The 11,595-nt window shown below is 68.5% G+C and carries 10 protein-coding genes and 2 pseudogenes; 6 read left to right on the top strand and 6 right to left on the bottom strand.

Annotated elements, in window-relative coordinates; all coding sequences use genetic code 11:
- The first annotated feature begins 364 nt into the window (after positions 1–364).
- Positions 365–577 (top strand): cold-shock protein, encoded by a 213-nt coding sequence (locus IF88_RS0139000; protein ID WP_030724054.1) that lies wholly within the window; start codon positions 365–367, stop codon positions 575–577.
- A gap of 494 nt (positions 578–1,071) precedes the next feature.
- The gene (locus tag IF88_RS0138995; RefSeq protein WP_030724051.1) at positions 1,072–2,094 is read left to right on the top strand and encodes a hypothetical protein; all 1,023 of its coding nucleotides are present in this window, start codon (positions 1,072–1,074) and stop codon (positions 2,092–2,094) included.
- A 470-nt stretch (positions 2,095–2,564) separates the two neighbouring features.
- Here the strand turns inward: IF88_RS0138995 and IF88_RS0138990 are convergent, their stop codons facing one another.
- Positions 2,565–3,056: a hypothetical protein gene (locus IF88_RS0138990; RefSeq protein ID WP_030724048.1), complete on the bottom strand. Its 492-nt coding sequence runs from the start codon at positions 3,054–3,056 to the stop codon at positions 2,565–2,567.
- Between the two features lie 249 nt (positions 3,057–3,305).
- A pseudogene (locus IF88_RS0138985) lies at positions 3,306–3,998 on the bottom strand (IS110 family transposase); the annotation flags it as partial.
- A gap of 766 nt (positions 3,999–4,764) precedes the next feature.
- Here IF88_RS0138985 and IF88_RS49250 point away from each other — a divergent pair.
- The gene (locus IF88_RS49250; protein ID WP_267884558.1) at positions 4,765–4,890 is read left to right on the top strand and encodes a hypothetical protein; all 126 of its coding nucleotides are present in this window, start codon (positions 4,765–4,767) and stop codon (positions 4,888–4,890) included.
- Positions 4,891–4,939: 49 nt separating this feature from the next.
- On the opposite strand, the gene IF88_RS41710 is transcribed toward IF88_RS49250, so the two are convergent.
- The 3 genes from IF88_RS41710 to sigJ form a co-directional block, all read right to left on the bottom strand.
- Positions 4,940–6,706, bottom strand: a complete 1,767-nt coding sequence (locus IF88_RS41710; RefSeq protein ID WP_158754896.1) for a serine/threonine-protein kinase — start codon at positions 6,704–6,706, stop codon at positions 4,940–4,942.
- Positions 6,707–6,762: 56 nt separating this feature from the next.
- On the bottom strand, positions 6,763–7,281 hold the full coding sequence (locus IF88_RS0138970) for a lamin tail domain-containing protein (RefSeq protein WP_324617241.1): 519 nt from the start codon (positions 7,279–7,281) through the stop codon (positions 6,763–6,765).
- A 220-nt stretch (positions 7,282–7,501) separates the two neighbouring features.
- A complete protein-coding gene (sigJ, locus tag IF88_RS0138965; protein ID WP_030724034.1) occupies positions 7,502–8,449 on the bottom strand; it encodes an RNA polymerase sigma factor SigJ in 948 nt (315 codons plus the stop codon).
- 169 nt (positions 8,450–8,618) lie between these two features.
- Between sigJ and IF88_RS49490 the strand changes: the two genes are divergently transcribed.
- The 3 genes from IF88_RS49490 to IF88_RS47075 all read left to right on the top strand — a co-directional run bounded on the left by IF88_RS49490 (position 8,619) and on the right by IF88_RS47075 (position 10,520).
- The gene (locus IF88_RS49490) at positions 8,619–9,608 is read left to right on the top strand and encodes an NAD(P)H-dependent oxidoreductase (RefSeq protein ID WP_030724031.1); all 990 of its coding nucleotides are present in this window, start codon (positions 8,619–8,621) and stop codon (positions 9,606–9,608) included.
- Between the two features lie 61 nt (positions 9,609–9,669).
- Positions 9,670–9,930 carry a hypothetical protein gene (locus IF88_RS0138955; protein WP_030724029.1) on the top strand — a complete coding sequence of 87 codons (261 nt, stop codon included), beginning with the start codon at positions 9,670–9,672 and terminating at the stop codon, positions 9,928–9,930.
- 128 nt (positions 9,931–10,058) lie between these two features.
- Complete coding sequence (locus IF88_RS47075) at positions 10,059–10,520, top strand: hypothetical protein (RefSeq protein WP_158754895.1); 462 nt, start codon at positions 10,059–10,061, stop codon at positions 10,518–10,520.
- Here IF88_RS47075 and IF88_RS49790 read toward each other — a convergent pair.
- Positions 10,486–11,456: pseudogene (locus tag IF88_RS49790) on the bottom strand (IS630 family transposase). The gene IF88_RS47075 and the pseudogene IF88_RS49790 overlap by 35 nt on opposite strands.
- Positions 11,457–11,595 lie beyond the last annotated feature (139 nt).

Below are 11,595 nucleotides of genomic sequence, written 5' to 3'. Positions count from 1 at the left end.
ACGAAGACGGACGCCTCACTGGTGCGCACCGTCCTGGTGGCGAATTCCTCGAACACGAAACGACCCTTTCGCTCCGGGGCCCGGTCCGCGCTACCCCACCGTCCCACCTGCCCATGAGGAGCCCCGGCACTCCGCCAACTGTCGAGCTCAGTCGCCAACTAGCGTGCTCAAGCGCCAACTATCGCGCTCAGTCACAGTCATGGCGGTCTCCTCAGCATGCGGGCGGCGTCACTCTTATTAGATCTCATGTTCGAATTTGAGCACGAGTGCGGCGCGCGCGCAGCGGCAACTGTGTTTGCGCTCCATGCTTGCGCACCATGATCAGTGCAACGGCGCGAGGCCGTCAGGACTCCCAGGAGTGGACATGAGCGATCGGCAGACCGGAACCGTGAAGTGGTTCAACGACGAGAAGGGCTTCGGCTTCATCACGCCGGACAGCGGTGGTGATGACCTCTTCGTGCACTTCAAGGCCATCGAGTCCAATGGTTTCAAGTCCCTCAAGGAAGGCCAGGCCGTCACCTTTGTCGCTGAGCGGGGGCAGAAGGGCATGCAGGCGGCGCAGGTGCGCACGGAGTAGACCGCTTGCAGGCTGCACCTGGGCGGCGTGTGGCTGCGTCTCAGTGGGTCAGCTGCCGCCCAACCATCAAAGAAACACGCTCTAGCCACGACCAGCGTGCCACCTCGTTTCGTCACCCCGGACCGGCCCTGCTCGTCAACGCCCTCCGTCTTGTGCCGGCCTTGACGTGGGCCTCCGCGCGCCCGGGCGGTCAGGGGCGGACCCGGCCCGATGGTGAGTGTGACCGGCGTGTGCGCCCCCGCGCACAGAAGCACGATCACTTCCGTAGCCGCATATGCCGCATATGCCGCATGAATGGATCTTCCGGTGGCTACGCTCACGGCGCGTGGCGTTCCCAGGTTTTGGGGGCGTTTCCGGGTTTGTGTGAAGGATGTGGTTGTTCATGTCGAAATCATCATTTACTGCTGAGCAGCGCCTGGAGCATGTGACCGCTTCGCTGTCCGGCAGGACGCAGGTGCAGGGCAAGTGAGAGCCGGGGTGAGCGGCGGCTGCGGATGAACCGCGCCTCGAACCTGCTGGTCGGGGTGCTGCTGCACGCGGCCGCCCGGCAGGACAAGGGCCTGCCCCTGACCGACCTGGAACAGCGCCTGATCAAGACTGCCACCACGCTCCTGCCGGAAAAGGAACTGCCCGCCTTCGGACAGGCCTACCGCGACGCCTGCGCCCGCGGAGCGGTCCCGGTGCTCCCCGAGGCGATCACCAGCCGGCCGCTGGAGAACGGCTTCAGCAAGGCTGATCTGAAGGCCGCGCTGCCCGCCCTGGCCAAGGAGATCTGCGCCCAGCCCAATGTGCAGATCGTCGACGTCAGCAAGCAGGACGTGGCCGACAGTGAGGAGTTCGCCGCGGCGCTGGGCGAGTACGGGCGGGGCGTCACGATCCTGACCGGGCCGCGCCCGGCCGCCGACACCCAGGGCGTGCTGGACGTGCGGGTGCGGATGGTGAAGTTCGACTGTGTGCGGGAGTCGGGAGAAATCTCCGGAAGTGACGAGATCTTCTGGGCGGTGGGCGCGGGCAGCGACAAGCAGGGCAAGAAGTCGTTCGTGACCAGGGAGTACGGAGGCACCGACGTCATCGATGTCCCCACGGAGTTCGACTACGACTTCAACGCCCGCGAAACCTACGCGTTCAGCGGCCCTGTCGACCAGCACCTGTCGGTCGAGTTCCAGTGCTGGGAAGCCGACGACAGCTCCGGCGGCTTCTACAACGACCTGCGCGGCGCCCTCAAGGACTTCGCCGAATGGGCCGTGGACACGTCCGTCGACATGACCGAGGCCGGTGGCAACGAGACGGAGAAAGCCGCCGGCTGGGCGGCCCTGCTCGGCATCGCAGCCGGCCTGCTCAACGCCATCCTGGGATGGGCCACCAACGACGACGACCTGGTGTGTGAGAGGACCATCGGCTTCGACCGCGCCGCCCTGTACGCGATGCGCAACCGGCCCGACGACCAGAACTACTGGCACTTCAACGGTGGCGGCGTCGGCTACCACTACCTCTACCTGTCCACCAACGACTTCTGAGCCGCAGGAGACCGCACCTGGCGGCACAGGGTTTCGCGCCTGTGCCGCCGCGGTGTCGTAGATGCTGGACCGCTTCTGCGATGTGTACCGCGATGGGGGAAACCGGCACGGTCACCGCATGTCAGGGGAACACGACGGACAGCACCTGTCCGGGACAGCGGTAGCCACGGACAGCGCCGTCGCAGCCGTGCCGCAACTTCCCAATCTCGATGTCAAGGCGACGGCGTGGATCGCTGATGAGCTCGGCAGGGCGGGGTGATGCTGTGGGGTTGGCCGACGTGATGGCTTCCAAGGCGCCGCAGAACCGCTGGGCAGCCTGCTGTCTCCAGACATGAGGAAGCCCCCGGCGGCCATACAGGTTCCGGAGGCTTCCCTGTGCTTCAGTAGCGGCGCACTCGAACATCACGCGAGGTCACCCCGCTCCTTCGGTCGGAGCGTGGGTCAGCGGGGCGAGCCCGACAGCCTCGCGGTCAGTTCGTAGAGGTCCGCCAGCATTGGCCGATCCTGTCGTAGTACCAGAGCTGCTCGCGGTCGCCGCTGTCGTAGATGCGTGCGAAGACGTGCATGACGCCGGTGTTACTTGAGAGCTCGTCGGGCCGATCATTGATAGCGAGGTGGAGCGTCTTGCTGGTATCCGCGCTGGGGCCGCAGTCGAACACCAGGCCCTTGTTGATGCGGAACACCCCGCCGTCCGGTCCCCACTTCCCGATCAGGCTGCCGACGTAGGCATCGTCGCCGGAATGGGGGTACTCAGTGCGGCCCCTGGCCACCAGATGCGGGTAAAAGGCTCCTTCCTTGCCCGGGATGTTCCCGTCGGGGCCGACGGCGTCCCAGTCGGGATGGTGCTTCCACGTACCGTCGGCGTGAACGCTGATTCCCTTGCTGCTGTCGGCCACCTTCCGGATGTCCGTCGCCTGCCAGCCGCGATCCGCTCGGACGTCGTACTGCCATGTTTGGCTCATGCGACGGACCCTAGCCAGCGCCAACCACCCTGATCACCACCTGCCGCCGTAGTCCCAGCCAGCACTGCAAATGGTTCATCCGAACGGGGACTGTGTGCCGCAGCCTCGCCGGGGCGCGGGTGAACCCGGTAGAACTGGCAACTTCCGCAAGCACCGTCTGTCACGCGGCTGCGGCGCGGACCGGGACTGCTTGGAACGGGGTGCGATCACGGATCATGGCCCAGAGAACGTTGACGCGACGCCGCGCGAGGCCCCGAGTTCCTCGCCACGCAGGGCGGTCGTCTGGGCCTGGGCCGCTTCCACGGCTGCGGCCGCGAGCGCGCCGGCCCTCTGGACCTTGCGGTTTCGGAGCCAGGTCTCCAGGCGTCGGACGCCCATGCGGCGGATCGCGGCCGGGGTCTGGTAGGCGGTCAGCAGGACGACGGGGCCCTTCTTCGTCAGGTCCAGGGCCCGTTCGAGCGCGGGGAAAAACTCCAGGAGCTGGGCGCGCAGGCGGTTGATCTGGCGGGTCCGGTCGTGGACCACGTCCAAGCGCCGGGCGGTGAGGAGCCGCAGGTCGAGGGCGATGTCGTCGCCGGGGCGGAGCATGCTCACGTCGCGGCGGATGCGGGCCTGGTCGGCGATGATGAAGGCGTCGCGGGCGTCGGTCTTGCCTTCGCCCCGGTAGGTGGTGGACGCCTGTTGGACGGCCCGGCCGGTGAGGTAGGCCACGGGCTGACCGTGGTTGAGGAGAAGGCCGATCGCCAGTGCGGCGATGCCGGTGTTGATGTCCACGGCCCACAGCACGTCGCGGGATATCTCCAGGACGTCTCCGAGCAGCTGGAGCAGCTCGGTCTCGTCGTTCATCACGCGGCGGGACAGCAGCCGTTTGCCGTCCGTGTCGATCGCCACGGCGTGGTGGTGCTCCTTGCCGATGTCCAGTCCGGCCCAGATCTCGGGCACGATTCCCTCCGCCAGCTCGTCGTCATACCGTTCCCGCAGACGACCTCGCCACCCACCGCGGCCGTGACAGGCCGAGTCGCGATTCCCAATTAGTGGTCGAGTCGTCGCGGGGCTCCGGGCGGCCAAGTTGCCTAAGCCATACCAACTGCAACAGGCAACGAGCCATACCCAGAGCCCCTGGGCTCCGCCGATCCTACGAATGACCAGTTCGAACCCACCAAGAAGGTAAGACAGACGTTCTGACCTGCGCCTCGCGCACGGGGTGGTCAGGCCGGAAGGCGTGCACGATGTCTCGCCAGCGCACCACTGGCCACGCCTGTACGTGGGGAGCCGGAGTATTCATCGCATCCCGATCCGTCGAAACAACGCTTCGCTCTGAACAGCGTAAATGTGTCAATACGTGCGCACGCCGATGAACCCGGCGAACGGCCTCGGCGCACGCAGGCCCTGGGTCCGAAGCCGACGGCAACACGCTCGCCGACCGCGACAGCCGCCCGCCGCTGCGCGTGTCCAAGGTCCGCCCGCGCATCGTCCCGGTCCCGTACGGGAGCCGCCCCTCCATCTGCCCGCTCCGCAGCTGGCAGGCGTAGAAGGACGCGGCCGCACACCCGCATGGCGCCTGCACTCCCGCTGGCACACCCTCCACGAGGGCGGACTCAGCCCCGAGGGCATCGGCGACGTCATCACCCGCGCTGGCGAACGCGCCGGGATCGACGTCCGCTTCACCGGCCACAGCGCCCGCCGGGGACTGACCACATCCTCACGGATGAAGGGCCAGGACCAGATCGTCATCGCCAAGCGGGGCGGATGGGCCCCGCACTCCAAGGTCCTTGCCGACTACCTCGAAGTCGTCGATCAGTGGGAGGACAACGCGCTGTTGGGGGTGCTGTAGGTGCGGTGGCTACACCAAAGAGATTCCCCAGGCGGCCGGTCGCCACCGGTCACGAGGCGCTGCCCCGGCCGGTAGCGGCGTCGAGCGCGTAAACCTTCTTGTCGTCGTTGCCGAGGTATACGGTGCCGTCCACGACCGTCGGCGATGAGCAGACCTGGCCGCCGGTGGTGTGCATCCAGCGGGGGATGCCACTGGCCGCGTCGAGCGCGTAAACGTTCTTGTCGCAGCTACCGATGTAGACGGTCCCCTCCACGACCGCCGGCGACGAGACGCCGCCGCCGGTGGTGTATGTCCAGCGGGCGATGCCGGTGGCCGCGTCCAGCGCGTACACCTTCTTGTCCTGGTTGCCGATGTAGACGGTGCCGTCCACGACCGCCGGCGACGAATAGACGCCGCCGGCGGTGTATGTCCAGCGGGGGATGCCGGTGGCCACGTCCAGCGCGTACACCTTCTTGTCGCTGCCGATGTATACGGTGCCGTTAACAACTGCGGGCGACGAAGCGGCCCGACGCATGTTGAACACATCCCACCAGGTGCGGTCGGTGGTGCGTGTCCAGCGGGGGATGCCGGTGGCCGCGTCCAGCGCATACACCTTCGTGTCGTCGCTGCTGATGTAGACGGTGCCGTCCACGACCGCCGGTGACGAATAGACCCGTCCGCCGGTGGTGTGCGTCCAGATTCGGGGGAACGGCTTCGCCATGGCGGGCTGGGCCGGTGGAGGCGGGAGGTCACCAGCGACGGCGCCGACAAGCCGGTGGCCGGGCTCTGCCCGCAGGGTCGGCAGTGCTCCGGGAAACGTAGACGCGGATGGGTGGCTGAGCCGGTCACGGACCTCGGCAGCACTGGCAGGCCGGTCGCCCGGTTCCTTGGCAAGGAGTTCGGCCAGCAGCGCGTCGAGACGGGGCGACAGACCCGGGCGGTGGCTGGAGGGAGGCGCGGGCGGGGTGTGGATATGGGCGTACATCATGGCCGGACGGTCGAGGCCGCTGAACGGGGTGCGGCCGGTCAGCAGCTCATACAGCACGCAGCCGAGCGAATACAGGTCTCCGCGGGCGTCGCTGCCCTTGTGCAGGAGTCGCTCCGGCGGCATGTAGGCAAGCGTGCCGATGAGGCTGCTGCCCGTGGTCAGGTTGGAGATGTAGCGGGCGATTCCGAAGTCGAGGATCTTCACGCTGCCCGCCGGGGTGAGCATCAGGTTGACGGGCTTGAGGTCGCGGTGCACGATCCGGACGGTGTGCGCGGCGTACAAGGCGTCGGCGACCTGCGCGGTCCACGCCAGGGCGTCCGCGACGGACGGCAGGCCCTCCTCCAGCACGACGCGGAGGTTCTGCCCGGGAACGTTCTCCATCACGAGGTAGAGCGTGCCGTCACTGTCCCGTCCAAGATCATGGACGGTCACGATTCCTGGATGACTCAACGCCCCCGCAGTGTGGGCCTCTCGGAAGAACAGCGCCTCACCCTCGGCCGTCCCGAGATGCGCCTGAAGCATCTTGACCGCCACCGCACGCTGCATCACGCCGTCGCGGGCCGCCCACACCTCCCCCATACCGCCTCGCCCCAGCAACTGCTGCAGCTCATACCTGCCCGCGATCACCCGCTGCGCCACCGGCTCCCCCAAGTTCCGAGAACTGCGCGCATTCTCCCGTACAGACCCCCAGCGAGATGGAGATTCCACGGTGCTCACCCGGGTGTGAGTAGTTGCGGTACAGAAAGTGCCGGCCGCCTTCCTTGCTGCGGTCTCGACGTCCTTGTCGGCCTTCGGCCAGACGCTCGCCGACCGCGACCGCCGCGCGCCGACACCCGGCCCGAACGGCAACCAGGTCCGCTCGTACGTCCGACCCCCGCCGCACGCGGGTAGCCGCGGACGCCCGATCAGCTGCCGCCTGCAGTTCGGCCCGGGGCGGCCGCACCGTCGCCGGGGAGCACCGGCGCCGAGCGCATCCGGCGCCCCCCTCTCTCGGTGTCGACGGTGCGGCCGCGGTCGTCGCGCAGGGTGGCGGTGTCGCCGTGGTTGTCCCAGACGTAGTCACGGCGGTCCTGGAAGAGGTCGGTGCGGGTGTCGCGGCCGTTGCCGGTGTAGATGCGGATGGTGTCGCGCCCGCCGATGCGGACGTTGTCGAAGCGGTAGCGGTCGCCATCCCTGTCGCGCAGGGTCCAGCCCCGGCGGTTGATCGCGTTGCGGGTGGTGTTGCGGATCTCCACCCGCTCCGCGTTTGCGCCGTTCTTCCTTCCATGGCCCTGACGTGTGGCCGGGGGCGTGGGCCTGTCCGGCTGGGAGACGTCATGCCGAAGAACCAGAGCACCGCCGCCCGAAAGGCCCGCGCGGCCGCCAAGTCCGGTGCCAAGTACACCGCTGCCCTGCGCGCCGCCGGCGGCCCTCTGCCCCCGCACCTGCCGATCATGGACGAGGACGTGCTGACCGAGGGGGAGCGCCTCGTCGTCCGTGGGCAGTCCCTGCGGCGGCGGGCCGGAAGCGGGCGGCTGCGTGCCTCCTGCCCGGCTTCGGTGAGGGAGCGGGTGAGCTTGGCGGTAGTCGCTCCGAGCTGGGATGGAATGCTGCGGCGGATGATGCGGACGCACTTGAGGTGCCGCGGTATCGAAGTCCAGCCGGTCAGGCCGCCGTCCACGGGCGGAGTTTGTCGGGGTTGCGCACTGCCCAGATGTGCGTGATCCGGTCGTCCGCGACGTCGAACGCGTACACGGCCACGGGGACGCCTTCGTGCTCGATCACCAGACCGGCCCGGCCGTTGACCGTGCGCTCCAGGACCGTCAGGCCGCCGGACGCCCGGACGGCGAGGTCGGTAAGGTAGCGCGCGATTCCTTCGCCGCCCTCAATCGGGTGGAGCGCGGCGGCGACCACGCCGCCGCCGTCCGCCGTGAACGTCGCGCCGGGGGCGAGGAGTCTGACGAGGGCGTTGATGTCCTGCGCGTGCCACGCCTGCTTGAAGTCCCTGACGAGGCCCGCCTGGTGGGCTGCGGGGGCCGCAGGGGGCAGGGAGGCGCGGACGCGGCGCCGGGCGGAGGAGGCCAGTTCGCGGCATGCCGCCGGGGTGCGGCCGGTGATCCCGGCGATCTCTGCGAACGGGTAGCCGAAGACATCGTGCAGGATGAGTGCGACGCGCTGGGCCGGGGTCATGGATTCGAGGGCGACGAGAAACGCCATGCTCACCGACTCGTCGAGTGTGACCCGGTCGGCCGGGTCCGCGGGATCGGTCGCGGCGGTGCCTGGGCGCCCGCTGATCCAGTCGGTCTGCTCGGGCAGCGGCTCTGGGATCCATTCGCCCATGTAACGCTCGCGCCGGACCCGCGCCGAGCCGAGGAGGTCCAGGCACACGCGGGTGGCGACCGTCGTCAGCCAGGCGCCGGGGGACTCGATGGCGTCCTGCTGCTGTCGGGACATGGCGTACCAGCGGGTGTAGGTCTCCTGGACCGCGTCCTCGGCCTCGGCCAGGGAACCGAGGAGCCGGTAGGCGAGACCGATCAGCCGCCGCCGCTCGCTGATGATCCCGTCCAGGCCTGCGTCGGACTCGTCGTGCCGTGACTGCGCGTGATCGGTCATGGTTCCGGTGGCTCCCTGATCTCGGATCGTCCCTCGGCGGTCCGACGAGACAGCACGTCGGATTGTCAGGTCTTCGACTCTCCCTGACGTTCCGCGGGGTCGTGTCGTCATACCGCTCAGAGACGCCACCGGCCCGGAGAGCCCGGGTGGGACACATCAGGAGACAGCGATGACCAGGATCGGAATACTCATCGGCAGCACCCGCCCCGGCCGCAAGGGCGACCAGGTCGCCCGGTGGATCCACGAGCGGGCGGCCCGCCGCGGCGACGCCGCATTCGAGGTGATCGACCTGCTCGACCACCCGCTGCCGCATCTGGACGAGCCGCTGCCCGCGCTCGCTGGGCGGTACCAGCACGGGCACACCCGGACATGGGCTGACACCATCGCCCGCTTCGACGGATTCGTCATGGTCACCCCCGAGTACAACGCCTCCATCCCCGGCGTGCTCAAGAACGCGATCGACTACCTGTACGCGGAGTGGACCCACAAGGCCGTTGGGTTCGTCTCCTACGGCGCTGGCGGCGGCGCCCATGCGGCCCGGCAGCTGCGGGCACTGTGTGAGCTCCTCCAGATGGGTGCAGTGACCCCGCAGGTCTCGCTGTCCCTGCACACCGACTTCGAGGACCACGCGACACTCAAGGCGGGCGCCCACCACGTCAGCGCCCTCGACACACTGCTGGATCACGTCGTCGCCCAGAGCACGGAAGGACGGACAGCCACCCCCACACAGCGCGAGACGGACGAAGCCGCGATCCGCCGCCACATCGACGGGATCATCGACGCGATCCAGGCCAAGGATTTCGAGGGCCTGAGGCGGCTCTACTCGACGGACGTCGTGTCCTTCGACATCGATCCGCCGCTCCAGCACGTGGGGATTGACGCGAAACTCAAGAACTGGGCGAACGTGTTCACCTTCTTCCAGGAGGTGACCTACGAGGTGCGCGACCTGATGCCCACGGTGGGCGAAGACGTGGCGTTCACACACGGCTTCGGCCGCCTCAGCGGCACGCTGCCCGACGGGACGGCGGCGGGCGGCATGTGGGTCCGGGTCACCTTCTGCTTCCGGAAGATCGACGGCGAATGGCTGATCACGCACGACCAAGTCTCCGTGCCGCTGGACATCCTGGGAGGCAAGGGGGTCGTCGACCTCGAACCGTGACATCAAGGGGCCCTGCGCCGCCCCGCCCGGCGGGGCGGCGCAGGGCAGGTGCGCGGCTCCGGTGAAGGTGTACTCGAGACTCGAGCCCGTCCAGACCACACCCGCCGCGATCGACGGCCACATCTGGGACCTGTCGATCCCCACCGAGACCCACGGCGGCAGCCTCAACGCTCCTGGCCGCCAGGTCCTCATCGTCCCCGGCCGCAAGTGGGCCCAGACCCCCGCCACCTGCCCGGTCTCCGACACCGCCCCCGGCGAGTGGATCGGCACCGGCCCCACCGAGGTCCTGGTATGCACCGGATGTGGCCTCGACGTCACCTGACCGCCGCGGGCCGGCTCCCGCCCCACCCGGGGCGGGAGCGCCCTCAGGCGCCCGCGCGTCAAAGCAGTGCGTCGGCGCCACCCGCAACGTGAGCGCCCCCCGCGCAGGAGTCGCATCGTTGTACCGGCATGATCAGTACACAGCAGGTCGCCGGTGAGAACGCCGCCCTGGACCTGATGCTGGCCCACCTCACCCACGACGCCGAGGCCATCGCCTCCGCCACGGTCGACAGCAACGCCTGCCCAACCACCCAGGCCTACGCGCGCCAGCAGCTCTGCGGACTGCTCCACGACGCCGTCCTCGCCCGCCCCAACTTCTCCCTCAACCGCCCGGCCGTCCTCGGACCCGCCGGACGGTCCTGGCTCCAGCACGTCACCATGCACAGACCCGTAGCGGACACCGTCATCGCCCTCGCCGACGACGGAGGCGTCCCCCGCACCACCTCGATGACAACCAGTGGATCGCCACCTACGCCATCAGCGCCGTCGCCCGCCTCATCGACGTCTACGGACCGACCGTCGCCGCCCAACGCCTCACTCAGCTCCGGGACGCCGACTACTGAGTTTGTAGTCGTGGTGTCGTCAGTGTGAGCCCCGTTCCGGTGAGGCATCCGTCGATGATGTCGCTGCGGTATTGGATTTGGCGGAGGCCGTGTCTGAGCTGGTGCATGAGGTGGTCGGGATCGGTGAAGGCGGTGTTCGCCTGGCTGGTCCGGCGGAGGATGGACCAGATTCCTTCCACTGGGTTGAGGTCGGGTGCGTAGGGCGGGAGGTGGTAGACGGTGATCCAGTCGTGCGCGTCGATGAAGGCCCGCATGCGGCGATCCTTGTGGACGTTGAGGTTGTCCCATACGAGGACGATCGGGCCGCCGAGCTGCTTGTGGGCGGCGATGAGGAGGTCGCGGTACTCGGTCCAGGCAAAGCTCTTGCGGCCGCCGCTCTTGTGGTCGGTATGTCGTTTGGGCCGGTAGACGAGGCGGGAGCGTTCGCCGGGCTTGTAGCAGCACAGGGCCGCGATGGAGAAGCGGCGCTGGGAGCGTCCGCGGACCCGGATGACCGGTGTGCTGCCGCGTCTGGCCCAGGTGCGGGAGGACGGCGGCGTCATCGAGAATCCGGCTTCGTCCTCGAAGACGATCCAGGCCCCGAGCGCCGCCGCGGTGGTTCCACGTGCGACCACACGTCCTTCACCCAGCCGGCGACGGCTGTCTCGTCGCGCTCGACGGCCCGGCGGGCCGGATCAGACCAGCCATGCGCGACCGGACCCTTCGCCAACTCCTCCTCGAGCACGGCGAACAACGCGTCGCTCAGCTTCGGACGGGAGGCCGGGCCCTGAGAACGGACCCCGTCCTGGCCGGCTTCGAGCCAGGCTTGCCGCCACCGCTGGACCGACCGGACGCTGACCCGTAACTCCTTCGCGACATCCGAACTGCCCCGCCCTTCGGTGAACATCGCGACCGCTTCCATCCGGACCCGCTCGCGGAATGCTTGCCTCTCCGCGGTCAGACCCCCACTCTGCGGATACCTCATACACCCGGCATACCGCGACAACCACCAACCGTCAGCCCCTACGACAAGACAACTTCAAGGTCAGTAACTCCCCAGACCAAGTACACGCGCGCCACGGTCTCGTGAAGACCCCCAGTAAGCGGGCCCCCGGCCCGGCGAG

The organism is Streptomyces sp. NRRL F-2580 (assembly GCF_000720115.1).
Lineage (GTDB): Bacteria > Actinomycetota > Actinomycetes > Streptomycetales > Streptomycetaceae > Streptomyces.
This window is presented reverse-complemented; position numbering and strand designations above follow the sequence as displayed.

What these genes read in the sequence shown, in the direction of transcription:
- IF88_RS0139000 (WP_030724054.1), top strand. Translation starts at nt 365, where the DNA reads ATGAGCGATCGGCAGACCGGAACCGTGAAGTGGTTCAACGACGAGAAG.
- sigJ (WP_030724034.1), bottom strand. Translation starts at nt 8,449, where the DNA reads ATGACCGATCACGCGCAGTCACGGCACGACGAGTCCGACGCAGGCCTG.
- IF88_RS0138995 (WP_030724051.1), top strand. Translation starts at nt 1,072, where the DNA reads ATGAACCGCGCCTCGAACCTGCTGGTCGGGGTGCTGCTGCACGCGGCC.
- IF88_RS49490 (WP_030724031.1), top strand. Translation starts at nt 8,619, where the DNA reads ATGACCAGGATCGGAATACTCATCGGCAGCACCCGCCCCGGCCGCAAG.
- IF88_RS49250 (WP_267884558.1), top strand. Translation starts at nt 4,765, where the DNA reads ATGAAGGGCCAGGACCAGATCGTCATCGCCAAGCGGGGCGGATGGGCC.
- IF88_RS0138990 (WP_030724048.1), bottom strand. Translation starts at nt 3,056, where the DNA reads ATGAGCCAAACATGGCAGTACGACGTCCGAGCGGATCGCGGCTGGCAG.
- IF88_RS47075 (WP_158754895.1), top strand. Translation starts at nt 10,059, where the DNA reads ATGATCAGTACACAGCAGGTCGCCGGTGAGAACGCCGCCCTGGACCTG.